This window comes from Parafrankia sp. EAN1pec (assembly GCF_000018005.1).
Lineage (GTDB): Bacteria > Actinomycetota > Actinomycetes > Frankiales > Frankiaceae > Parafrankia > Parafrankia soli.
Genome location: NC_009921.1, coordinates 2,480,565 through 2,504,526, shown reverse-complemented (window position 1 = coordinate 2,504,526; position 23,962 = coordinate 2,480,565). Strand labels below are relative to the sequence as shown.

20 protein-coding genes and 1 pseudogene are annotated in these 23,962 nt (G+C 72.9%); 6 read left to right on the top strand and 15 right to left on the bottom strand.

Going from position 1 to position 23,962, the window contains the following annotated elements:
• The first annotated feature begins 26 nt into the window (after positions 1 to 26).
• Entirely contained in the window at positions 27 to 1,040 is a 1,014-nt protein-coding gene (locus tag FRANEAN1_RS10230; protein ID WP_347177062.1) for a COX15/CtaA family protein, read from the top strand.
• A 334-nt stretch (positions 1,041 to 1,374) separates the two neighbouring features.
• Here the strand turns inward: FRANEAN1_RS10230 and FRANEAN1_RS43155 are convergent.
• The 3 genes and pseudogenes from FRANEAN1_RS43155 to FRANEAN1_RS10215 form a co-directional block, all read right to left on the bottom strand.
• Positions 1,375 to 1,828: pseudogene (locus FRANEAN1_RS43155) on the bottom strand (NAD-dependent epimerase/dehydratase family protein); the annotation flags it as partial.
• A 179-nt stretch (positions 1,829 to 2,007) separates the two neighbouring features.
• Positions 2,008 to 2,832: a 2-phosphosulfolactate phosphatase gene (locus FRANEAN1_RS10220; RefSeq protein WP_347177061.1), complete on the bottom strand. Its 825-nt coding sequence runs from the start codon at positions 2,830 to 2,832 to the stop codon at positions 2,008 to 2,010.
• 160 nt (positions 2,833 to 2,992) lie between these two features.
• Complete coding sequence (locus tag FRANEAN1_RS10215; protein ID WP_020459678.1) at positions 2,993 to 3,934, bottom strand: heme o synthase; 942 nt, start codon at positions 3,932 to 3,934, stop codon at positions 2,993 to 2,995.
• A gap of 987 nt (positions 3,935 to 4,921) precedes the next feature.
• On the opposite strand from FRANEAN1_RS10215, the gene tal reads away from it, so the two are divergent.
• The 4 genes from tal (at position 4,922) to pgl (ending at position 9,598) form a co-directional block, all read left to right on the top strand.
• A complete protein-coding gene (gene tal / locus FRANEAN1_RS10210; RefSeq protein WP_020459677.1) occupies positions 4,922 to 6,031 on the top strand; it encodes a transaldolase in 1,110 nt (369 codons plus the stop codon).
• A gap of 180 nt (positions 6,032 to 6,211) precedes the next feature.
• Positions 6,212 to 7,744 carry a glucose-6-phosphate dehydrogenase gene (gene zwf / locus FRANEAN1_RS10205; RefSeq protein ID WP_020459676.1) on the top strand — a complete coding sequence of 511 codons (1,533 nt, stop codon included), beginning with the start codon at positions 6,212 to 6,214 and terminating at the stop codon, positions 7,742 to 7,744.
• Positions 7,745 to 7,793: 49 nt separating this feature from the next.
• A complete protein-coding gene (locus FRANEAN1_RS10200; RefSeq protein ID WP_020459675.1) occupies positions 7,794 to 8,816 on the top strand; it encodes a glucose-6-phosphate dehydrogenase assembly protein OpcA in 1,023 nt (340 codons plus the stop codon).
• The gene (gene pgl, locus FRANEAN1_RS10195; protein WP_347177060.1) at positions 8,813 to 9,598 is read left to right on the top strand and encodes a 6-phosphogluconolactonase; all 786 of its coding nucleotides are present in this window, start codon (positions 8,813 to 8,815) and stop codon (positions 9,596 to 9,598) included. Before FRANEAN1_RS10200 ends, pgl begins: the two co-directional genes overlap by 4 nt.
• 101 nt (positions 9,599 to 9,699) lie before the next feature.
• Here the strand turns inward: pgl and FRANEAN1_RS10190 are convergent, their stop codons facing one another.
• From FRANEAN1_RS10190 to uvrC, 12 genes are all read right to left on the bottom strand, one after another.
• Entirely contained in the window at positions 9,700 to 10,089 is a 390-nt protein-coding gene (locus FRANEAN1_RS10190; RefSeq protein WP_041255730.1) for an SHOCT domain-containing protein, read from the bottom strand.
• A gap of 207 nt (positions 10,090 to 10,296) precedes the next feature.
• Entirely contained in the window at positions 10,297 to 11,802 is a 1,506-nt protein-coding gene (locus FRANEAN1_RS10185; protein ID WP_020459672.1) for a serine/threonine-protein kinase, read from the bottom strand.
• Between the two features lie 29 nt (positions 11,803 to 11,831).
• Positions 11,832 to 12,173 (bottom strand): RNA polymerase-binding protein RbpA, encoded by a 342-nt coding sequence (locus tag FRANEAN1_RS10180; protein ID WP_020459671.1) that lies wholly within the window; start codon positions 12,171 to 12,173, stop codon positions 11,832 to 11,834.
• 264 nt (positions 12,174 to 12,437) lie between these two features.
• The gene (locus FRANEAN1_RS10175) at positions 12,438 to 14,108 is read right to left on the bottom strand and encodes an ABC transporter substrate-binding protein (RefSeq protein WP_347177216.1); all 1,671 of its coding nucleotides are present in this window, start codon (positions 14,106 to 14,108) and stop codon (positions 12,438 to 12,440) included.
• A 128-nt stretch (positions 14,109 to 14,236) separates the two neighbouring features.
• Entirely contained in the window at positions 14,237 to 14,467 is a 231-nt protein-coding gene (gene secG / locus FRANEAN1_RS10170; RefSeq protein WP_018503306.1) for a preprotein translocase subunit SecG, read from the bottom strand.
• A gap of 260 nt (positions 14,468 to 14,727) precedes the next feature.
• Positions 14,728 to 15,540 (bottom strand): triose-phosphate isomerase, encoded by an 813-nt coding sequence (gene tpiA, locus FRANEAN1_RS10165; protein ID WP_020459669.1) that lies wholly within the window; start codon positions 15,538 to 15,540, stop codon positions 14,728 to 14,730.
• 51 nt (positions 15,541 to 15,591) lie between these two features.
• Entirely contained in the window at positions 15,592 to 16,794 is a 1,203-nt protein-coding gene (locus FRANEAN1_RS10160; RefSeq protein ID WP_020459668.1) for a phosphoglycerate kinase, read from the bottom strand.
• A 54-nt stretch (positions 16,795 to 16,848) separates the two neighbouring features.
• Entirely contained in the window at positions 16,849 to 17,856 is a 1,008-nt protein-coding gene (gene gap, locus FRANEAN1_RS10155) for a type I glyceraldehyde-3-phosphate dehydrogenase (protein ID WP_020459667.1), read from the bottom strand.
• A 237-nt stretch (positions 17,857 to 18,093) separates the two neighbouring features.
• Positions 18,094 to 19,098, bottom strand: coding sequence for a DNA-binding protein WhiA (gene whiA / locus FRANEAN1_RS10150; protein WP_198145480.1), 1,005 nt, complete (start codon positions 19,096 to 19,098; stop codon positions 18,094 to 18,096).
• Positions 19,086 to 20,192 carry a uridine diphosphate-N-acetylglucosamine-binding protein YvcK gene (gene yvcK / locus FRANEAN1_RS10145; protein ID WP_020459665.1) on the bottom strand — a complete coding sequence of 369 codons (1,107 nt, stop codon included), beginning with the start codon at positions 20,190 to 20,192 and terminating at the stop codon, positions 19,086 to 19,088. Before yvcK ends, whiA begins: the two co-directional genes overlap by 13 nt.
• Entirely contained in the window at positions 20,189 to 21,058 is an 870-nt protein-coding gene (rapZ, locus tag FRANEAN1_RS10140; RefSeq protein ID WP_020459664.1) for an RNase adapter RapZ, read from the bottom strand. The genes yvcK and rapZ overlap by 4 nt, the downstream gene beginning before the upstream one ends.
• The gene (gene uvrC, locus FRANEAN1_RS10135) at positions 21,055 to 23,133 is read right to left on the bottom strand and encodes an excinuclease ABC subunit UvrC (protein ID WP_020459663.1); all 2,079 of its coding nucleotides are present in this window, start codon (positions 23,131 to 23,133) and stop codon (positions 21,055 to 21,057) included. Before uvrC ends, rapZ begins: the two co-directional genes overlap by 4 nt.
• A 404-nt stretch (positions 23,134 to 23,537) precedes the next feature.
• On the opposite strand from uvrC, the gene FRANEAN1_RS10130 reads away from it, so the two are divergent.
• Complete coding sequence (locus FRANEAN1_RS10130; RefSeq protein WP_020459662.1) at positions 23,538 to 23,957, top strand: SsgA family sporulation/cell division regulator; 420 nt, start codon at positions 23,538 to 23,540, stop codon at positions 23,955 to 23,957.
• Positions 23,958 to 23,962: the final 5 nt, after the last annotated feature.

The following is a 23,962-nucleotide window of genomic DNA, read 5'->3' as shown; positions in this document are numbered from 1 at the left end:
CTTGCCACGGACTCGGGCGGATTACTATGACCGCGATGCCAACTTCTACCGATCGTCGGAGCAAGCCCCGCGAGAGCGGCGGCGCCAGCCAGCCGGACACCACCACCGGCCGGCTGCCGGTGATCGGGCTGCGCGCCTTCCGCCGGCTGACGCTGGCCAGCGTCCTCCTGCTCGCCGCGATCGTGGTGACCGGCGGCGCCGTCCGGCTGACCGGCTCCGGGCTGGGCTGCCCCACCTGGCCGCAGTGCGGCGACGGCTCCTTCACCCCGCACTCGGCGTACGCCCTCAACGGCGCCATCGAGTTCGGCAACCGGGTCATCAGCATCGTCGTCGGCCTGGTCGTGCTGGCCCTGCCGCTCGCGGCCCGGCGGCTGCGCGAGCCGCGCCGGGACCTGCTGCTGCTCTCCCTCGGCCTGTGGCTCGGCTTCGTCGGCCAGGCAGTGCTCGGCGGGATCACCGTGCTGGTGAAGCTGCACCCGGCCACCGTCGCCGCGCACTTCCTGCTGTCGATGGTCCTGCTGTTCAACGCCGTCGCGCTGCACCGACGAGCCCGGCAGGCGGCCGGGCCGACTCCGCACGCCGTCCGCCCGGAGCTGCTCTGGCTCGCCAGGCTGCTGATGACCGTGGCCGGCGGCGTGCTCGTCCTCGGCACCGTCGTGACCGGCACCGGGCCGCACAGCGGCGACAGCGAGGACACCAAGCGGTTCGGCTTCGACATCGTCAACGTCGCCCAGCTCCACGCCGACGGCGCGATGATCCTCACCGGCCTCACGGTTGCGATGATCTTCGCCGTCCGGCTGGCATCCGCCCCGGCGGAGGCCAGCCGCAGCGCCAACGCGCTCGCGCTGACCGTCGTCGCCCAGGCCGCGATCGGCTTCACCCAGTACTTCGCCGGCATCCCGCCGCTGCTCGTCGCCCTCCACATGGCCGGCGCGACCATCATGTGGATCGTCACCGTCCAGCTCTGGCTCGCCATGAGCGAACGCCCCCCGGCCGGCGAGAACGCCTGGACGGGCTCCCGCCAACTCGCCGCCGGTTGACCCCGGGGTTGGGCGAGCTGCGGTGGCGTGGCCCCGTCCCCAGTCCTGGTCCCCCGGCGACGGTCGGAAGCGACAAGCATTCACGCCGGGCAGGTCCCCTGATCCACCAGGTTGAGGTCGAGGAGACTGTGGGCGGTGGCGAGTACGGCCTGTTCGTTTGTCCGTGGTTGCCAGCCAGGATCCGCCGGGCCTTCGCGTTCGAGATTGTCTTGCGCCTGTCGGCCTGAGGTGCCGCGGCGTGCAACAGGGCGCCGGGCCCGTCGGAGATCACGCGGGTCGGTACGTGGGCGGCCTCGACGCCCAGGCGGTCACGCAGCAGGTGAGCGATGGCGGGTAGGCGTCGTACGAGCTCGATGGAGCTGGAGTAGTCCGCGCCCAGCACCGGCCCGAAGATCCCGACCGGGTTGATCACCGCAAGTTCCAGCGTTCCGCCTTCGCGCCGCACGAAGTCCCACGCGGCGCGCAGCACCCGCGCCGTCGCGGGCGGGAACAATCAGCTCGTCCTCGTCCTCGTGCTCCGGCGGGCCCCCCGGGAACGGCGAGGCCACGTGCAGGACCACTTCACAGCCCGCGACCGCCTCGGCCCAACCATCGTCCCGGGTGAGGTCTGCGACCGCGAACGACAACCGCTCGTCCGGCTCGGCCCCGCCACGGGTGGCCATCTCCTGGACGTCGTCCACCCGTGACCATGATCGGATCGTCGTGCGAACCTGATGACCTTGGGCGAGCAGCGCGGCAATCGTGTGAGCGCCCACAAATCCCGAGCCGCCGGTCACGAGCCCGCTCAGCCCGCTCGTAGTAGCGCAGCGTCGGCTCGCTGAACCCCGTCCGCCGCGGCACCTCCTGAATCGTCATCATCATCCGCACGTCCGTCTCCGTCATGACCCCAGGCTGACGAACCTCAAGCGCTTCAAGTCAAGCGCGCCACTCCACACTTCAACCGCGACGACCTGATCGCGACGGATCCTCAGTGATCCGAGCCCGCTCGGGGATGCCTGAGGTCGATGAAGGCGCCGTCACGCAGAACGGGAACGATCGGGTCGGCGTCGAGCCGCGCGGCGGAGGCGACGTCGTCATCCCAGCCCAGGTTCAGCAGCTCCCGCCCGGAGACCGACTCGCGTAGTTCATCGTGCAGGTCAGGCTCGGCCGAGCGGAAGACGGCCATCGCGGCACGAGCCTCCGGAGAGACCTGCGCTCGGGCCAGGGCACCCACGTCGGCAGCACGGGCGATGACCGCGCCGGCACCGAGCAGGTCGTCGACGGCGGGACGCAACGGACCGGCATGCGCACGTCCTGACGGGTCTGGCCACCGCTCGCCTGCGGCGATCACCGCGACGGACCGGCCGGCGGCGACCTCGTCCGCGAGCAGGCTGCCCACTGCCGCCGCATTGCGCAGGCAACCGGCGACCAGCGTCATCCCGATGCCCGCTGCCGCGGCCGACAGAGCTGCGCCGTTCGGCGAGGGCAGGACGAGGCGGGTGCCGGCCGGGATGTGGACGAGGTCGGTGGGTGACAAGGACCACGGGGTGGCCGGATCCTCACGCAGTCCGGCGAGAACCGCCCCGTTCTCCGCGGCGAACCGTGCGGCGGCGGCGTCCCGCCACCGGAAGGGCAGCACCTGCGCGCCTCTGGACACCGCGACGCTGACCGCCGTCGTGAACCGCAGGACATCGACGATCACGACCGTGTCGCTCACCGGTGCCAGCACAGCGAGATCTTCACCGCCCCAGCCGAAACGAACCCGGAACGGCCGCTGCCCAGCAGGGGCGGTGTGATCGACGTCGTCAGCCACATTCATCGCCAGTAATGATCAACAGGTAGCCGGCGTAGCGCAACCCAGACCGAACTGGGAGACGTCCACCAGTCAGGCCCCTCAAACCGACGACGCCCGTCACCCTGGATGCGGGTGACGGGCGGGAGTCAGCTAACAGCGGTGCCGGATCAGGGGGGTGTCAGAGCAGCGCCGCGGCGGCCAGGGCCGCGAAGAGGAGGGTCAGGTAGGTGATGGACATGTGGAACAGGCGCATCGGCTTGATCTCCTCGCCGCGCTTGGCGCGGGCGGCCATCCGGTGGGCCTCGGCGACGAACCAGGCGCCGAGCAGGACCGCCGGGACCAGGTACACCAGGCCGATGTCGGCCACGGGGGCGACGGCGAGGGAGACCGCGACCATCAGGTAGGAGTAGGCCAGGATGCGGCGGGTGACGACCTCGAGCGTCGCCACCACGGGGAGCATCGGGACGCCGGCGGCGGCGTAGTCGTCCTTGAAGCGGATCGCCAGCGCCCAGAAGTGCGGCGGCGTCCAGAAGAACACGACCGCGAAGAGCAGCACGGCGGGCCAGCCGACCGTGCCGGTCACGGCGGACCAGCCGATCAGCACCGGGAAGCAGCCGGCGGCACCGCCGATGACGATGTTCGACGGGGAGCGTCGCTTGAGGCCGAGCGTGTAGACGAAGACGTAGAAGGCGATGGCCCCGACGGACAGCACGGCCGATGTCCAGTTGACCAGCAGGCCGAACATGAGGGTCGAGATGATGCCGAGGGCGATGCCGAAACGCAGCGCCTGGGCGGGCTCGACGACCTCCCGGACGAGCGGGCGGCGTTTCGTGCGGCCCATGAGCTGGTCGATGTCGCGGTCGACGTAGCAGTTGATCGTGTTGGCGCTGCCGGCGGAGAGGGTGCCGGCGAGCAGCGTCACCGCGATCAGCCACCAGGACGGCATCCCGCGTTCGGCGAGGAGCATGACCGGCACCGTGGAGACGAGGAGCAGCTCCACGACCCGCAGCTTCATCAACGCTATGTAGGACCGGGCCCGGTCGGTCGCCCGGGCCAGTCGGCCGCGGGGAACGACGAGGGGGTCACTGGACGGCTCCGCCCCGGCGGCCGGCGCCGCCACCGCGGCGGACACCCCGCCGGGATCGGACACCGCGCCGCGGACGGGAAGCCCGCTGACAGGGAGCCCACCGACGGGAAGCCCGCCTACGGGGAGCCCACCGACAGCGGGTACCGGGACGGCGGCGGAGGTCACGGCTGCGCTCGGCGGTTGACCCGTGCCCGCGGCGGGAATGGCCCGCGGGGCAGGTCCCGCCGTGGCCGGACGGCCACCGCTCGACGTCACCGGGCGGCGGGGCAAGCCCTGCCGGTGGCGAACAACGGCCTCGGGAGACAGAACGACCTCGCGATCGGCGCGGTCATCCAGCGAACCGCGCGGGACGGCGCCCAGGAGAGGGCGTGGGTGGTGTTCTACGACGTGTCGGAGTCTAGCTGCCGGGAGCCGGGCAGTGCGCGTGGGCTGCGTCCCGACGGGGTCCGCACCCCGCGTGTGGGCGCCGTCCACCGGGGGCGCCGGGCTTGCTGTGCGCAGGCTGCGCGCGTCGCCGCCGCCCGCGGCCGTGGGCTGGTGACGTCGGCGGCCGCGGCCGGGCGACGTCGGCTGCCGCGGCGGACGGCGGCAGGCCAACGGAAAGCCAGTGTTCTTCGGCACGTTCCCGGTGTGCCACTCGGGCACGGACACTGGGGTGAGGATCACGCATGCGGGTAGGGCCGAGGGCAGGGACATCTGGCACGGTCGCCGTAAGCAGTAAGGAAGGCGGCGCAAGGGCAGTGACGATTTCGGCCGGGACGCCCGCGTCCGCCGCACCTGGCCGCGCCATGGCGACGGAGGGCCGTCCGGCCGGGTGCGATCATTGTGGGGGACGAGCACCCATCGTGGGCCGCGCGACGACGCGCCGGTCCATCCGACGATCAGCCCATCCGACGATCAGCGGGCCCGGCGACGCCGGTGCCCGGCGGGGACGCCCCGAACGATAAGCCCACCCACGGACCACTGCACCGACCGCACCACTGCGGCGCGACGACACGGCCGCGGAGAGGATTACGTCCGATGAGCAAGCCCCTGTCCGACCTGTCAGCCGCCGGCGTGGCGGTGTGGCTGGACGACATCAGCCGCGAGCGGATCCGGACCGGCAACCTCGCCGAGCTCGCCCGCACCCGCAGCGTCGTCGGCGTCACCAGCAACCCGACGATCTTCCAGAAGGCCATCGGCGGCGGTGAGACGTACAACGAGCAGCTCCGCGACCTGGCCGTTCGCGGGGTCGACGTGGGCGAGGCCGTCCGCGCGATCACCGCGGCGGACATCCGCGACGCCTGCGACATCCTGCGGCCCGCCTACGACGCCAGCGCCGGCGTCGACGGCCGGGTCTCCCTCGAGGTCGACCCGCGGCTCGCACACGAGACCGAGCGCACGGTCGCCGAGGCCCGTGCCCTGTGGTGGTCGGTCGACCGGCCGAACCTGTTCATCAAGATCCCGGCGACGAAGTCCGGCCTGCCGGCCATCACCGCGACGCTGGCGCAGGGCATCAGCGTGAACGTGACGCTGATCTTCGCGCTGGACCGCTACGAGGCCGTCATGGACGCGTTCATGACCGGTCTGGAGCAGGCCCTCGCCGCCGGTCGGGACATCTCCGACGTGGCCTCTGTCGCGTCCTTCTTTGTCAGCCGCGTCGACAGCGAGGTGGACGGCCGGCTCGCGAAGATCGGCACGCCGAAGGCGGAGGCCCTGCGCTCGAAGGCCGCGATCGCCAACGCCCGGCTCGCCTACGAGCTGTACGAGAAGATCTTCAGCACGCCGCGCTGGGAGCGGCTCGCCGCCGCCGGCGCGAAGCCCCAGCGCCCGCTGTGGGCCTCAACGTCGACGAAGGACCCGGGGCTGCCGGACACCCTCTACGTGACGGAGCTGATCGCACCGGGCACCGTCAACACGATGCCGGAGGCGACGCTCGAGGCGTTCGCCGACCACGGGGTCGTGCCCGGCGACACCATCACGCCCAACTACGAGGACGCCCGCGCCGTCCTGGCCGAGCTCACCGAGCTCGGAGTGGACATGGCCGACGTCGTCGAGGTGCTGGAGGTCGAGGGCGTCCGCAAGTTCGAGGACTCCTGGAACCAGCTCCTCGACACCATCCGCGAGCAGCTCGGCTCCGCCGCGTCCTGACCGTTCCGCCGGTCCGGCCCCGTCCGCCCGACCCGTCCGTCCGACCTCCTCCGCCCGGCCGCGCCATCCCGCCTGGGCAGACCGGGTCGGCCGGCGGGAGTATCGGGGAGGCGGACCGGCGGTGACACGGGCCGCGGTCACCATGAATCGCGAGCACCACGAACTGTGAAGGGGGAACGGGTGGCGTCCACCGCTAGTGGCAACCCACTGCGGGATCCACGGGACCGGAGGCTGCCGCGGCTGCCGGACAACAGCGCGCTGGTGGTTTTCGGCGCGACCGGTGACCTGGCCCGCAAGAAGCTCATACCGGCCGTCTACGATCTCGCGAACCGGGGGCTGCTCCCGCCGGGCTTCGTCCTGGTCGGCTTCGCCCGCCGGGACTGGAGCGACGACGAGTTCGCCGCCTTCGCCCGCGAGTCGGCGGAACGCGGCGCCCGGACACCGTTCCGCGAGGACACCTGGGAGCGGCTCGCCGGCTCCCTGCGCTTCTGCCAGGGCTCGTTCTCCGACGACGCCGCGTTCGACGGCCTCGCCGCGACGCTGACCGACCTGGAGCACAGCCACGGGATCCGGGGCAACGCGGCCTTCTACCTGTCGATCCCGCCGACGGCTTTTCCCGTCGTCCTCAAGCAGATGCAGCGGACGGGCCTGGCCTCCAACGAGGCCGCGGGCGGCTGGCGCCGGGTCGTCATCGAGAAGCCTTTCGGGCACGACCTGGAGTCCGCGCGCGAACTGAACTCGCTCGTCGACGACGTCTTCACCCCCGACGACGTCTTCCGCATCGACCACTACCTGGGCAAGGAGACGGTTCAGAACCTCTTCGCCCTGCGGTTCGCCAACACCCTTTTCGAACCGATCTGGAACTCCCACTTCGTCGACTCGGTGCAGATCACCATGGCCGAGGACGTCGGCATCGGCACCCGGGCCGGCTTCTACGACGAGACCGGCGCGGCCCGCGACGTCCTGCAGAACCACCTGCTGCAACTGCTGGCGCTCACCGCGATGGAGGAGCCGGTCAGCTTCGGCGCGGACACCATCCGCACCGAGAAGCTGAAGGTCCTGCGGGCGGTGTCGCTGCCCGACGACTACGCCACGTTCGCCGTGCGCGGGCAGTACTCGCAGGGTTGGCTCGCCGGCGAGCGGGTCCGCGGCTACCTTGAGGAAGCCGACATCCCGGCGGACTCGACGACGGAGACCTTCGTCGCGGTGAAGCTCGGCGTTGAGACGCGACGCTGGGCCGGCGTGCCGTTCTACCTGCGGACGGGCAAGCGCCTGCCCCGGCGGGTCACCGAGATCGCGATCACCTTCACCAAGGCGCCGCACCTGCCGTTCGACGAGACCGACACCGCCGAGCTGGGCAACAACCAGCTGGTGATCCGGGTGCAGCCGGACGAGGGCGTCACGCTGCGCTTCGGCTCGAAGGTCCCCGGCTCGGCCATGGAGGTGCGCGACGTCGCCATGGACTTCCTGTTCGGCGAGGCGTTCACCGAGGCGCTGCCCGAGGCCTACGAGCGCCTGATCCTGGACGTCCTGCTCGGCGACGCGACGCTGTTCCCGAACAACGCCGAGGTCGAGGAGTCGTGGCGGATCATCGACCCGCTCGAGGAGTTCTGGCGGAGCACGAAGCCGCACACGTACCGGGCCGGAAGCTGGGGCCCGGCGGCGGCCGACGACATGCTCGCCCGCGACGGCCGCCGGTGGCGCCGGCCATGACCCGCTATCCGCACCGTGCTGATCCACGCCACGCCGAAGGGAGCCTGTCATGACCACCCTGTGGGACACCACCGGATCGGCGGTGGTCAAGGCGCTGTCCGCCGAGCGGCGGGCCGCCGGCGCGCTCGCGTTCGGCCTGGCGCTGACGCTCGTGGTGGTCGTGGACGAGCAGCACGTCAGCCAGGCGGAGAGCGCCGCCACCGCGGCCGCCGCCGCCCACCCGTGCCGGCTGCTGATCGTCGTGCGCCGGCAGATCGACTCGCCGCACCCTCGGCTGGACGCCGAGGTGTCGATCGGCGGCCGGCTGGGGCCCGGCGAGGCCGTCGTGATGCGGATGTCGGGCCGGCTCGCGCTGCACGCCGAGTCGGTCGTGCTCCCGCTGCTCGCGCCGGACGCCCCCGTGGTCACCTGGTGGTACGACGCTCCCCCGGAGAAGATCGCCTACGACCCGCTCGGCGTGTTCGCCGACCGCCGGGTCACCGGGACCTACGCGGCCCACGACCCGCTGGCCGCGCTGCTGCAGCGGGCCGAGGACTTCGTCCCCGGTGACACCGACCTGGCCTGGACCCGCATCTCGGGGTGGCGCACCCTGCTGGCGGCCGCGTTCGACCAGGTCTCCGAGCCGGTGGGGCCGGCGACGGTCGTCAGCGAGCCGGGCAACCCCAGCGCCCGCCTGTTCGCCGGCTGGCTGCAGGCGAAGCTGCGGGTCCCGGTAACGATCACCGACGCGCCGGGTAAGAAGGGCATCCAGAGCGTCCGCCTGGCGGTGGGCGACGGCGAGCTCTCACTGGCCCGCACGGACAGCCGTTCGGCCGGTATCACCCGCACGGGTTACCCGACCAGGGTGCTGCCGCTGCCCGAACGAGGGCTGGGTGACCTGCTCGCGGAGGAGCTGCGCCGCCTCGACGACGACAGCGTGTACGCCGAGGCGCTCTCGGCCTGGAGCGGCGTCCCGGATCTGAACAGCCGACCGCTGCACCGCGAGCACATCTGGCGCGATCCGGCGCTGGAGCGCTCCGAGGCGGCATTCGCGGCGATCCCACCCGCGCCGATCCCGCCCGCGGCGTCGTGACGCCGCCCGTGCCCGCGGGCGGCGGGCCCGCTCCGGAACCGCCCACGGTGGTCGTCCACGCGGACGCCGGCGTGCTCGCGCGGGCGGCGGCGGCGCGGCTCATCACCGCGCTGGTGGATGCCCAGGCGGCGCGCGGCGAGGCCTCGATCGTGCTCACCGGCGGCGGCATAGGCGTGGCGCTGCTGCGCGCGGTGCGGGCCAGCCCCGCGGTGGACGCGGTCGACTGGGCCCGGGTGGACGTCTGGTGGGGCGACGAGCGCTTCGTGCCGGCGGACTCCCCCGACCGCAACGACCAGCAGGCCCGGGAGGCGCTGCTCGCGCACGTTCCGGTGGACCCGGCGCGGGTCTTCCCCATGGGCCACCTCGCGGGAGCGGGCGGTGTCGCCGAGCCGGAGACGGCTGCCGCGGCGTACGCGGAGGCGCTCGCGGCGCGGGCGGTGGCCGGTTCCGCCGTTCCGGCGTTCGACGTCCTGCTGCTCGGGCTCGGGCCGGAGACGCACGTCGCGTCGATCTTCCCCGACTCACCGGCGGCTGTGGCCACCGGGACGGTGACCGCCGTCCGGGACTGCCCGAAACCGCCGCCCACCCGGGTGACGCTGACGTTCCCCGCGCTGCGGGCCGCCCGTGAGGTCTGGGTGGTCGTCGCCGGGGAGGAGAAGGCCGAGGCGGTGGCGAACGCGCTGACGCCCGGCGCGGATCCGGTGGCCTTCCCGGCCGCCGGCGCGGTGGGCCGGGAGCGCACGCTCTGGCTGGTGGACCGCGCCGCCGCGTCCCGGCTCTGAGCGGAGAAACTCCCGCGGAGGTCGCGGACAGGCGCGACCCCTGCGGGAGGCAGTGGCGGCCGGGGGAAGCCGGCCGTGCCCGGTTCAGGCCGGGATCTCGTTCAGGCCAGGATCTTCGTCTTCTCCCGTTCGAACTCGTTGGTGCTGATGACTCCGTGGTCGCGGAGGTCCGCAAGCCGGCTGAGCTCGTCGGCGGCGCTCGGCCGGCCGGCGGCCGCGCGGACCTCGGTGCGCCACATGTCGGCCTGGGATGCCGCCTGCCGGGCCTGGCGGTCGTGCATGGAGCTGCCCCTGACGATCAGGTAGGCCAGCAAACCGATCAGCGGCAGGACAATGATCAGCACCGTCCAGCCGGCCTTGCCCCAGCCGGAGAGATCATGGCTGCGGAAGACGTCCGTGATCACCGTGAACATCAGGAACAGCCACATCGTGAAACAGAAGAACCACAGCATGTAAAGGAAGACACTGAGCAACGGGAAGTCGGGGTCCACCATTCCTCCTCTCACCGTCGCGGCCCACCGGACCGCGGCACCGCGGCCGCGGATCGGGCGACGCGGCGGCCGCCGGCCGGAGCTCACGGGCACTCCGCCGGCGTGACCGACCTGCCGGCGAGACCCGACTCATACCCACTCGGCGCGCCGCGGCGCACCGCCACGCTCACCCAGCGGGGGTGAACCGGCCGGCACCGGCCCCGCCGGTCAGCGCCGGGTGAGAACGCCGGTACCCGTTGAGTTGATATTCGTCGCGGGGAAGGTGTAGGCCAGCCGGCCGTCGGGGCGCAACGCCAGCACGAGCCGTTCGGCGCCGCGACACAGCGCGCCCGAGCGGAACAGCCGTTCCTGGACGGTGACGCGGTCAGCGCCGGCCTCCAGGAGGCGCAGCCGCGCGGCGCAGCCGTCCGTCGGATAGTCGCTGTCGCCGACGATCTCGCCGATGCCGCCGCGCCTGAGCACGATCTCGACGCCGAACTCGATCGGCCCCTGGGTCACCGATCCGACCCACGTGCCGGCCATGCCGGCGGGCAGCAGGTCGGCGGCGGGCGGTGGGCCGGCCGTGGGCGGTGGGCGCTCGTCCCGCGCGGCCCAGAGCAGCCCGGCGGCGACCAGGACGAGCACGAGCCCCACGCCGGCGGCGAGCGCGACCAGTGGACGGCGCCGGCGCGGGCCGTCCGGGAGAGGCATCGGCCACGGCGCAGGCACTGGCCGTACTGGCCGTACTGGCCGCACTGGCCGCACTGGCATGGACGCGGGCGGTGGGGCGGCGGGCGGTTGGGTTGGTAGTCGCGTGGCAGCCTTGTCCGGCTCGCCGGGGACCAGCCGCAGCACGCGGGTGAGCAGGACCTCCGCGCCCTCCGCGCTCAGCCTCGCCTGTGGGTTCTTGACCAGCAGGCCGCCGATCGCCGGCCACAGCGCGTCGGTGTCCGTCAGCGCGGGTGGATCGACGTGCAGGACCGCGCCGAGGGTGAGCGGCACCGTCTCGCGGGCGAACGGCGGGATGCCGCCGGCGGCGAAGTAGAGGGTGGCTCCGAGGGAGAACAGGTCGGCCGCGAGCGAGGCCGGGCCCCGGGTGATCCGTTCCGGCGCGAGGTAGGCGGGGGTTCCCGCACTGCCGCCCGCGCCCGCGTCGGTCGTGTCCGCGACGTTGGTGGCGATGCCGAAGTCGGTGAGCAGCACCCGCCCGTCGTCGGCGAGCAGGATGTTCGACGGCTTCACGTCACGGTGCAGGAGGCCGACCCGCTGACCGGCGGTCAGCGCGTCCAGGACGGCGAGCCCGATCTCGGCCACCCGGCGCGGCGGCAGCGGTCCGCCGCGGCGGACCGCTGTGTCCAGCGACGTGGCGGCGACCAGCTCCATGACGATCCACGGCAGGCCGCCGTCCTGGATGACGTCGGTCACCGAGACCACGTGCGGGTTCGCCCGCAGCTGGGCGGCGTTGCGGGCCTCGCGCACGGCCGCGGCCAGCCGTTGCGGGTCGGCGCCGTCCGGGCCTGGCGCACCCGCGCGGCCGCCGATCCAGATGGCCTTCACGGCCACCTCGGCCCGCAGCAGCACGTCGAGGGCGCGCCACACCGTGCCCATCGAGCCGGCGCCGACGCATTCGATCAGCCGGTAGCGGCCGGCGACGACCCGGCCGGCGACGATCGATCCGGTGGAGCCGATCATCTCTGCCGGGCCCGGGCCGAACGAACCGCCGTCGCGCGGCATCGCCGGCCCGGTGCCCTGCGGTGCGCCGGTCAGTTGGCCGGCGCGCCCCGCAGTTTCGCCAGCGCCTCGGCCAGGATCGCCTCGCCGTCCTTCTCGTTGCGACGCTCCCGCACGTAGGCGAGGTGTGTCTTGTACGGCTCCGTCTTCGGCGGGGCGGGCGTGTTCTCACGGTCCCGCCCGGCCGGGAAGCCGCAGCTCGGACAGTCCCACGTGTCCGGGATGGAGGCGTCGGCCGCGAAGGCCGGTTTCGTCTCGTGCTCGTTGGCGCACCAGAAGGAAATCCGCTGCCGAGGGGCGGTCTCGCCCCGCTCGGCCTCCCCCATCGGCCCTGCCCCGACCCGGCTCCCCCGGATGGCGTTGCCACCTGCCACGGCCCGCGTGCTCCTTCGTCTCGTCCCATGGGTGGTAGCTCGGCGGTCGGCCCCCCGCGGCCGGACCACCCACGTCCGAACCGCCACCGTAGACGTCCTCAGCACCCCCCGGCACTTGTCGAGCACGTCTGTTCCGGAGTGTAGGCCGGGAGGTCCACCACGGGTTGCACCGACCACCCTCACCGGGGCTTCCTAATGCGTGAGGGGGCCCCTAGGGGCCCCCTCACGGGTGTGCGACTGGTCCTGCCGCCGGTCCGGAGACCCTCAGGGACCGAGCGAAACCGCTGTGGGATCGGCGGTTCCCAGCGACGGCACGATCGTGAACGCCTGTACCGCCGAGCTACGCAGCCGCAACGTGTGGGTGACCGCGAGGGGCACGATCGCGGCGTCGTTCAGCACCGTTCGCTCCAGCCCGGCCCAGTCCGTGGCGGCGTCGTCCTCGGAGGAGGCCGTCACGGCGGACTCGTAGCGGGCGAGGAGGTCCGGACGGCGGTAGCCGCCGTCGGCCGGCCGGGCGCCCACCCAGGCCTCGTCCAGCAGCGGCTCGTAGACGGTGCGACCGGCGTCACCGAACCAGTCCGGGGTGATCGTGGTCAGGGCGAGGTCCCAGAACTGCCCGCCAGGGCTCGACGCGGCCGCCGTGTACTGCGCGCCGGTGCGGATGCGCAGGTCGAGGCGGATTCCGGCGCGGGCGAACGCGGCGCGCAGCGCCTCGGCCACCGCCGTGTCGGTGGCGCTGTCCGTGGTCAGCAGGGACAGCGCCGTCACCTTCCCGCCCGGGTTGTTCGCGAGGCCGTCGGCGCAGCGCCGTGAGTCCCCGGAGCCGTCCCCGGCCGGAAAGGGGTTGTACGTCTCGTAGCCGGTCATCGGCGACTGCAGGAGCTGGGCCGTCGCCGTGGCGAGCATGGGGCCACCCAGCGCGGCGGCCACCGCCGTTCGGTCGATGCAGTAGGCCAGCGCCTCCCGGGCCTGCTGGTCGCGCAGGGCCGCCGCGGACGGCCCGTTGAGTCCGACGACGAGGGCGACGACCGGGCCGGTCGGAGCGACCACGAGCTTCTTGTCGGCACTCTCGACCAGTCGGGCCAGGTCGTCGGCGGGGATGTCGCCGCTCAGGGCCATGTCCGCGTCACCGGCCTCGATGCGCGCCGTGATGGTCGCCGGGTCGAGCCCGTCGGTGACGGTGATGTGGTCGGGCAGCGCCCGCCGGATGCCGTCCGAGGAGCCGCTCCAGGCCGGGTTGCGGGACAGCCGGTAGCCACCGCCGGGCTCCGACACGAACCGGTACGGCCCGTCGGAGATCAGGTTGTCGAGGTACTGCTGGGAGTCCGGCGGGTAGGCCAGGGCCTCCAGCGGCACCGGCGAGCTGGCCGGCAGGGCCAGGATGTCCACGAAGTCGTTGACCGGCTTGATCAGGTGGAACGCGAGGGTGTCGTCGCCGATGACCTCGATCCCGGGGACGGTGCCGCTCTCGATCAGCGCGGGGGCGTCGGCCACCGGCGCTGCGGCGAGCTCGGCGCAGTACTCGGCGAAGCCGACGACCGTCGCCGCGTAGTACCCGCGCAGCGGGGAGGGCGACGGCGGCGCGCACATCCGCTTGAGGCCGCGGGCGACGTCCGTCGCGGTGATCCGGCGCTGGTTCGGGGTGTTCCACCGGGCCGCCGAGCGCAGCCGCACGGTGTAGACGGTGCCGCCCATGGTCACCACGGGGGCGCCGGCCGCGAGGTCGGGGCGCGGGATCGTCGACCTGGCGGTGTCGGCGTCGGCGGGGTAGCTGTAGAGCTGGCGGGTCACCAGCCGGGCGAACGCCCGCTCCCCCAGCTCGTCGGCCCACCCGGGGTCGCCGGTCGGCATCCGCCCGGTCAGCAGGCGCAGCGTGCCGCCGGGCTTCTCGAGCGGGGAGGCGGTCGTCGGCGGCGTGGTCGGGCTCGCCGCCATCGGGCCCGGCGTCGGGTCCGACTCGCCGCTGCATCCCGCGACAGTGAGCAGGGCGACCGTGGTCAGGAGGGCGGTGAGCAGGGCGGCGATCCCTCGGGCATGACCGAGCCGCCGCCCCGGAGAGGCGTTCAATTCTTCAGGAGCAGACCGAGACCGATAATGCAGGTGATCCACAATAGGGCCACCGCGACGGTGAGGCGGTCGAGATTCTTCTCGACCACGGACGATCCCCCCAGTGACGAGGAGACACCGCCCCCGAACAGTGTCGACAGACCGCCGCCCTTGGCCCGGTGCAGCAGCACCAGCAGCACCAGCAGCACACTCGCGACAATCAGGGCGATCGACAGACCGACCGTCATCTAGACCAGCTCCCGCTCCTCGGGGACGTGGCAGGCGACCCGGTGGCCGGGTCGAGCCTCCCAGCGGAGCCTCGCCACCGTCCTACGCACCTCCTCCGCCTTTCCAGCAACGTGTGGTGGGCCCGTACCGTCGCACCCGATCGGGCTACTCGACGATCGTGCAAACGTACATGACGCCACCCCGGTCGCCGATGTGGCACACCCCGGGACGGCTCGTGCGCGGCCGGCCGCGGGCGCGCACCGGTGGCGGACAGCCCCCGCTACGCCGCCGGACCGCTGCGGATGATGCCGACGAACTCCTCGGCGACCAGGCTCGCACCGCCGACCAGACCGCCGTCCACGTCGGGCATGGTGAACAGCTCGGCCGCGTTGGCGGCCTTCACCGAGCCGCCGTAGAGGACCCGGATGCCGGCCGCGATCGGCTCGTCGTACAGCTTCGTCAGCTGGCCGCGGACGGCGGCGCACATGTCCTGCGCGTCCTGGGCGGATGCGGTGCGCCCGGTACCGATCGCCCAGACCGGCTCGTAGGCGACGACGAGCGTGGCCGCCTGCTCCGCGCTCACGCCGGCCAGCGAGCCCTCGAGCTGCGCCAGGACGTGCTCGACATGGGTTCCCGCGGCGCGGATGTCCTCGTGCTCGCCGACACACAGGATCGGCGTGATGCCGTGTTTGTAGGCCGCCAGGACCTTCGAGGCGACCAGCGCGTCGTCCTCGTGGTGGTACGTGCGCCGCTCGGAGTGCCCGACGACGACGTACGAGCAGCCGAGCCTGGCCAGCATCGGCCCGCTGATGTCGCCGGTGTAGGCGCCCGAGCCGTGCGGGGAGAGATCCTGGCCGCCGTAGCCGACGGCGAGCTTGTCGCCGTCGATCAGCGTCTGGACGCTGCGCAGGTCGGTGAACGGCGGCAGGAAGACGACCTCGACCCGCTCGAGCTCGGCGGGCTTGAGGTCGAAGGCGACCTTCTGCACCAGCGCGATGGCCTCGAGGTGGTTGAGGTTCATCTTCCAGTTGCCGGCGACCAGCGTCCGCCGGCCGGTTCCGGCCGACCCGCGGGCGGGTGCCCCCTTCGCCACGTCCCTGCTTCCCTTCCTCGGTGAAAGTGTGAAGATCAGACTCGGTGGTACTCAGACGTCGAGCGCGGCGAGGCCCGGGAGCGTCTTGCCCTCCAGGTACTCCAGGCTCGCGCCGCCGCCGGTGGAGATGTGGCTGAAGTCGTCCTCCGGGATGCCGAGGATGCGCACCGCGGCGGCCGAGTCGCCGCCGCCAACGACCGAGAAGCCGCCGCCGGACGCGACCGCCTCGGCGACCCCGCGGGTACCCTCCGCGAACGGCGCGAACTCGAACACGCCCATCGGGCCGTTCCAGAAGATCGTCGCCGCACCGGCGACCACGCGCGCGAACGCGGCGGTGGATGCCGGCCCGATGTCGAGGCCGAGCCAGCCGTCCGGGATCGCGTCGGCGGCGACGACGGCGGTCTCCGCGTCGGCGGCGAACCGGTCGGCGACCACCACGTCGGTGGGCAGCACGAGCCGGTCACCGGCCTCGGCCAGCAGGTCCTTGCAGGTGTCGATCATCTCGCTCTCCAGGAGCGAGGCGCCGACCGGGTGCCCGAGGGCCGCCAGGAAGGTGAAGCACATGCCGCCGCCGACGAGGAGCGCGTCCACCTTCGGCAGCAGGGCCCGGATGACGCCGAGCTTGTCCGACACCTTCGACCCGCCGAGCACGACGGCGTACGGCCGGGCCGGCGCCGCGGTCAGCGCCCGCAGCACCTCGAGCTCGGTCAGCACCAGCCGGCCGGCGGCGTGCGGGAGGCGCTTGGGCACCTCCGACACGCTCGCGTGGGCCCGGTGCACCGCGCCGAACGCGTCGCCGACGTAGAACTCGGCGAGCGCCGAGAGCTCGTCGGCGAAGGTCGCGCGGGCGACGGTGTCCTTGCTGGTCTCGCCCGGGTGGAAGCGCAGGTTCTCCAGCAGGGCCACCTGGCCCTCGGCGAGCTGCCCGACCACCTCCCGGGCCCGGTCACCGGCGATGTCGCCGCCGCCGTCCCCGGCGAACGCCACCGGGATGCCGAGCAGCTCGGCGAGCCGCTCGGCGACCGGGGCGAGGGAGTACTTCTCCTCCGGGGCCCCCTTGGGACGTCCCAGATGCGAGCAGACGATCACCTTCGCGTTCCGGTCCAGAAGGGCCTGGATGGTCGGCACGCTCGCGCGCACCCGGCCGTCGTCGGTGATGCGCGGCGCGCCCTTGGAATGGTCCAGGGGCACGTTGAGATCACTGCGGACAAGTACGCGGTGACCGGTGACCTGCAGGTCGTCGATCGTCCTCACGCTGGGCTGCTCCGGGGTGGGCGAAGGTGCGATGGACGGGCCGGTTCGCCGATGTCAGATCCGGGCGGCGACGAGCCCGGTCAGGTCGACGAGCCGGTTGGAGTAACCCCACTCGTTGTCGTACCAGCCGACGACCTTCACCTGGCTGCCGCTGGACATCGTGAGCAGCGAGTCGAAGGTGCACGACGCCGGGGTGCCCACGATGTCGGAGGACACGATCGGGTCCTCCGTGTAGACGAGATAGCCCTTCAGCGGGCCTTCCGCCGCCGCCTTGTACGCGGCGTTGATCTCGTCCTTCGACGCGGGACGGGCCAGGTTCACGACAAGGTCGGTGACCGAGCCGTCAAGGACCGGAACACGCATCGCGATGCCGTCGAGCTTGCCCTTGAGGTGCGGGAGCACGAGAGCGGTCGCCTTCGCAGCACCGGTGGTGGTGGGAATGATGTTCTGCGCCGCCGCCCGCGCCCGACGCAGGTCGGAATGCGGGAAGTCAAGGATGACCTGGTCATTGGTGTAAGCGTGGATCGTGGTCATCAGACCACGCTCGATACCGAACGCCTCGTCGAGAACCTTCGCCAATGGCGCGACACAGTTCGTCGTGCAGGAAGCGTTCGAGAGGATATGGTGCTTCGCCGGGTCGTAGACGTCGTCGTTCACGCCCATGACGACCGTGAGGTCCTCACCCTTGGCCGGCGCCGAGATGATGACCTTCTTCGCCCCGGCGGTCAGGTGCTTGCCGGCCGTCTCGGCCGTGGTGAAGCGGCCGGTCGACTCGATCACCACGTCGACGCCCAGGTCAGCCCAGGGCAGGGCGGCCGGGTCACGCTCCGCAAGCACCTTGATCGTGCTGTCGCCGACGCGGATGCCGTCCTCGCCGACGGAGACCGACTCGGGCAGCGTGCCCAGAGTCGTGTCGTACTTCAGCAGGTGCGCGAGCGTCTTGTTGTCCGTCAGGTCGTTGACGGCGACGATCTCCAGATCACTACGCCGGCTGGCTGCAAGCGCCCGCCAGAAGTTACGACCGATTCGCCCGAAGCCGTTGACACCCACCCGCGTAGCCACGTCCAGGACTCCCCTATGCTCGTGTGCCGTCGTGTGCCAGGAGCCTAGCGAGTCGGGACATCATCGGCGGGAATCCGAACTGATCCATGTCGGTCTCCTCACACCGAGCGACCCGGCACACTCGGCATTTGGTTGAATGCCTCGCCGTTTCGACAATCACCCTATCCCATGGGCTTCCACGGCCACGCCGCGTACCGGGTCTCTCGCTGTGCCCCGTCCGTGGTAGCGATTGCGTGCTCAGGCGTTCTCGAACAGCTCCGGCGACACACTCGCCTCAGTGTTGGGGATGCCCAGCGCGTTGGCCCGTTTGTCCGCCAGCGCGAGGAGCCGGCGGATCCGCCCGGCGACGGCATCCTTGGTGAGCGGCGGGTCCGCGAGCGCGCCGAGCTCCTCCAACGACGCCTGCGCGTGCTCCAGGCGCAGGCGCCCGGCCGCGAGCAGGTGGTCGGGGGCGTCGTCCCCGAGGATGCGCATCGCCGCCTGCACCCGCGCGCCGGCGGCCACCGCGGCGCGCGCCGAGCGGCGCAGGTTCGCGTCGTCGAAGTTCGCCAGCCGGTTCGCCGTGGCCCGGACCTCGCGGCGCATCCGCCGCTCCTCCCAGGCCATCAGGCTGTCATGCGCACCGATCTTGGTCAGCAGCGCGCCGATGGCGTCTCCGTCCCGGACGACCACGCGGTCGACGCCGCGGACGTCCCGGCTCTTGGCCTGCACGCCCATCCGCCGGGCGGCGCCGACAAGCGCCAGCGCCGCCTCCGGGCCGGGCGAGGTGACCTCCATCGAGCAGGACCGGCCGGGCTCGGTCAGCGAGCCGTGCGCGAGGAACGCGCCCCGCCAGGCCGCCGCCGCGTCGCACGCCGAACCGGTCACCACCTGCGGCGGCAGGCCGCGCACCGGCCGGCCGCGCTGGTCGAGCAGGCCCGTCGACCGGGCGAGCTGTTCTCCGTCCCGCTCGACGCGGACGATGTAGCGCACCGACCGCCGCAGGCCGCCGGCCGCGAGCACGGCCACCGACGACGGGAAGCCGAAGACCTCGGCGATCTCACGCCGCAGCCGGCGCGCGGTGGCGCCGGTGTCGAGCTCGGCCTCCACCACGATGCGGCCGCCGACGATGTGCAGACCGCCGGCGAACCGCAGCATCGCCGCCATCTCGGCCCGCCGGCAACAGGGCTTGGCCACTCGCAGCCTGCTCAGTTCGTCCTTGACGGTGGCCGTCATCGCCGCCACACCGATCACTCCTTGCATTCACCGGAGGGGATCCGGTGGCCGGAGCCACCGGTGGATGAGCACCCGACACCCGAGGGGTCGGCACAGGCCGCTCCCGGCTGCCGGCCAGGCCAGGCCCGCTGGCCGTCCATCGGACGGGCCGCCGACGGCACCGCCACGGCGCCGTCCTGCGCGAAGACGGCGCGGAACGCGGCCGCGAGACGTTCGGGGTCGTGCAGTGCGGGTTCACCGGGAACCCGCACGGGTGCGAGGTGGAGCCGGGCGCCCAGGTCCGCGGCCGCGCGGGCCAGCGGGTCCGGGTCGCCGACCGCGGCCGGGTCCGCGATCACCACGTCGAGGCGCAGCCCCGGGACGTGCGTGGCCAGGGCGTGCAGGTGGGCCTCGGGGGTGTAGCCGGCCGTCTCGCCCGGCTGCGCCACGAGGTTGAGCACCATCACCCGGCGGGCGTCGGCGCCCGTGATCGCCGCGCGCATGTCGGGCACGAGCAGGTGCGGCAGCACGCTCGTGTAGAGCGAGCCCGGACCGAGGACGATCCAGTCGGCGGCGGCGGCGGCCGCGAGCGCGGCACCGCAGGCCGCCGGCTCCGCCGGGGCCAGGCGTACCCCGGCCACCCGGCCGGGGGTCGTCGCGACGGCCGCCTGGCCGCGGACCTCCGCGGACTCCCCGGCCCGGTTCGGGTCGAGGCCGGTCACGTCCGCGACGATGTCGATGCCGGCGCATGACAGTGGCAGCACCCGGCCGTCGACGCCGAGCAGCGACGCCGCCAGGTCGAGCGCGGCCACCGGGGAGCCCGCGCGCTCCGCCAGCGCCGTCAGCACGAGGTTGCCGACCGCGTGGCCGGTGAGCGCCCCGCCGCCGCCGAACCGGTGCTGGAAGAGGTCGGCCCACGTCTGGGACCACTCGTCGGCGCCGGCCAGCGCGGCGAGGGCCATCCGCAGGTCGCCCATGGGCAGGGCGCCGAGCTCGGCGCGCAGCCGGCCCGACGAACCACCATCGTCACCCACGGTAACCACCGCGGTCAGGTGGCGGGTGATCCGGCGCAGCGCGGCCAGCGACGCGGCCAGGCCGTGCCCGCCGCCGAACGCGACGATCGCGGGAGCGTCGGCGGTCACTCGCGGCCCAGATCCCGGTGCACGACCCGGACGCCGACGCCGTCGGCGGCGAGCCGGGCCCCGAGCTGCTCGGCGACGGCGACGCTGCGGTGCTTGCCCCCGGTACAGCCCACCGCCAGGGTCAGGTACCGCTTGCCCTCCCGCACGTACCCCTCGCCGACCAGCCTGAGCAACGCCGTGTACTGGTCGACGAACTCCGTCGCGCCGGGCTGCGCCAGCACGTAATCGCGGACCTGCGAGTCCCGCCCGGTGTAGGGGCGCAACGCCTCGACCCAGTGCGGGTTGGGCAGGAACCTGCAGTCGGCGACGAGGTCGGCGTCCAGCGGCAGGCCGTACTTGTAGCCGAACGAGATCACGGTGGCGTTGAGCCGGTTGGCGCGCGGCTGGCCGAAGGCGGCGTCGATCTTGGCCCTCAGCTCGTGCACGTTGAGGTCGGTCGTGTCGAGGACGAGGTCGGCCTCGCCGCGCAGCTCCGCGAGCAGCGTCCGCTCCCGGTTGATGCCGTCCACGACCCGCTCGTCGCCCTGCAGCGGGTGCGGACGGCGGACATGGTCGAAGCGGCGCACCAGCGCATCGTCGGACGCTTCCAGGAAGAGCATCCGCGGGTGCATGCCGCGCGAGTCCAGTGCCTCCACCGCCGCGCGCAGGTCGGAGAAGAACGCCCGCCCGCGCACGTCGACGACGACGGCGATCCGGCTCACCGCCCCGCCGGAACGGTGCCCCAGCTCGGCCATCGTCGACAGCAGCGCCGGGGGCAGGTTGTCGACGACAAACCAGCCGAGGTCCTCGAGGCACTTAGCCGCCGTGCTGCGGCCGGCACCGGACAGCCCCGTGATGATCGCAAGGTCGAGCGTCGCCGCTGTCACCGGGTCACCCCCGCCGAGTCGATGATCTCACCGGTCAGCGGGTCGACGGCGGGCGCCGGCGCCGCGTCCGTGCCCGGGGCCGACCGCGCCAGAGCGGCGACGATCGCCTCCGCCGTGCGCGGGCCGATGCCCGGCACCTGCGCGATCTCCTCGGCGCCCGCGGCCCGCACCTTCGCCACCGAGCCGAAGTGCCGCAGCAGCGCCTTGCGTCGAGTCTCCCCGAGCCCCGGGACGTCGTCGAGCGCCGAGGCGACCATCGACGTCGACCGCTTCTGCCGGTGGTAGGTGATCGCGAACCGGTGTGCCTCGTCCCGCACGCGCTGGAGCAGATAGAGGGCCTCGCTCGTCCGCGGGAGGATCACCGGCTCGTCCTGGTCGGGCAGCCAGACCTCCTCCAGGCGCTTGGCCAGCCCGCACAGTGCCACCCCGCCGGGCCCGGACTCGATGCCGAGCTCGTCGAGCGCGCGCGCGGCGGCGGCGACCTGCGGCGGCCCGCCGTCGACGACGACGAGGTTGGGCGGGTAGGCGAACCGCCGGGGCCGGCCGGTCTCGGGAGCCTCGTCGTCGCCGGTGGGGGCGCCCGGGTACTCCTCGAGCTCGCCAGTGCGGGCCCGCTCCGCCAGATAGCGGGAGAAGCGCCGGTGGACGGTCTCGCGCATGCTCGCCACGTCGTCCTGGCCGTCGACCCCGCGGATGGAGAACCGGCGGTACTCCGACTTGCGGGGCAGGCCGTCCTCGAAGACCACCATGCTGGCCACGACGTCGGTGCCCTGGGTGTTCGACACGTCGAAGCACTCGATCCGCAGCGGGGCGTCAGGGAGCTCCAGCGCCTCCTGGAGGTCGGCCAGCGCGCGGCTGCGCGCGGTGAGGTCGCCGGCGCGCTTCGTCCGGTGCAGGGTGAACGCCTGCTTGGCGTTGCGTTCGACGGTCTCCATCAGGGTGCGTTTGTCCCCCCGGCGGGGGACGCGCAGGTCGACGCGGGCCCCACGGGCCCGTTCGAGGAGCTCGGCGACGGCCTCGGCGTCCGGCGGCAGCTCGGGCACGAGGATCTCGCGGGGGATCTGCGCGGCCGGCGCCGGGTCGGCGGTATCGGCGGTATCGGCGGTATCGGCGGTGCCGGCGGTGCCGGCCGGACGCACGCCGTCGAGGTACTCCTGGGTCAGGAACTGCTCGACGAGGTCGGCGGTGGTGACGTCCTCGAGCTTGTCGACGACCCAGCCCCGCTGGCCGCGGACCCGACCGCCACGCACGTAGAAGATCTGGACCGCGGCCTCCAGCTCGTCCTGGGCGAAGGCGATCACGTCGGCGTCGGTGCCGTCGGGCAGGACGACGGCCTGCTTCTCGACCGCGCGGCGCAGCGCCCCGATGTCGTCACGCAGCCGCGCGGCGCGCTCGTACTCCTGCGCCTCGGCCGCGGCCCGCATCTCGCGCTCGAGCCGGCGCAGGTAGCGGCCGGTCTGCCCGGACATGAAGTCGCAGAAGTCGTCGACGATCTGGCGGTGGGCATCGGCGTCGACCCGCCCCACGCAGGGGGCCGAGCAGCGGTCGATGTACCCGAGCAGGCAGGGACGGCCCACCTGGCCAGCCCGCTTGAAGACCCCGGAGCTGCAGGTGCGCGCGGGGAAGACCCGCAGCAGCAGGTCCAGGGTCTCCCTGATGGCCCACGCGTGCGCGTAGGGGCCGAAGTAGCGCACGCCGCGCCGCTTGGGCCCACGCATCACCTGGAGCCGCGGGAACTCCTCGTACAGCGTCACCGCGAGACTCGGATAGCTCTTGTCATCGCGGTAGCGGACGTTGAAGCGCGGATCGAACTCCTTGATCCAGGTGTACTCGAGCTGGAGCGCCTCGACCTCGGTGGACACCACGGTCCACTCCACGGAACCGGCCGTGGTGACCATGTGCTGGGTCCGGGGGTGCAGCGTGTGGATGTCGGCGAAGTAGTTGGCCAGCCGGGCACGCAGACTCTTGGCCTTGCCCACGTAAATGACCCGGCCATGTTCGTCGCGGAAGCGATACACGCCCGGGGTCTCGGGGATCGAGCCCGGCGGGGGCCGGTAGGACGCCGGATCAGCCATGAGCCGAGCCTACGGCGACCGTCATCCGGCCTGAGCAGTGCCTGCACGTAGCTATTTCATCACGCTGAGCTTCCATGCTGTCGAGGGCCCCCGTCGCTCACCGATTCCGGCCGTGCGCCGGCGCCGCTCCCGAGGAGCGCCGGGCGGCCGGCGGCGCCCGCGCGGAAGGCCCGCCGACCGGCCCGTCCGGGCGGGCCGGCACCCACCGACGGGCCGCTACCAGGGCCCGGACGGCGCCGTGTGGACAATCTGTCGCCGGGCCGATCTCCCGTCCGCCTTCGGTCAGCGCCCGGTCGCCGTATGCTGAAGCGCGTCCACTCGGGTGGCGTCACGAGCGAACTGCTGCGACGGTGTAAACCGGCGAGGCAGTTGAACCGGGGAGAGCGGGCCGAGGGAGCCGACGCGTGCAGGTGGAGGACGTCACGACGGAGTTCGTCGTTGACGACGCCCCCAGCCGCGGCAGGATCACCGTTCTGCAGATCACCTGGCGCAGCTGTGACCCGCTGGCGGTCGCGCTGGTACTTGTCTCCCGGCCGGATCATCCCGCGCTCCCGCAGGGCCACTGGGTGGCTCCCCGGGACGCGCTGCGGGCCGGCCTGGACGGCCCGGCACCCGTCGGCGACGGGGACGTCCGCATCACGCCCGAGCCGACCCGGGACGGCATCCGCCTCGAGCTGGCCGACGGCGAGCGCCGGTCGGTGGTCGTCCTGGACGCCGCGCCCGTCCGCCGCTTCCTCGAACGCACCGAGCGGGTCGTGCCCGCCGGCGAGGAGCACCCCGAGGTCGCGCTGGACGCCGTCCTCGACGACCTCCTCCAGACCTGACTCCT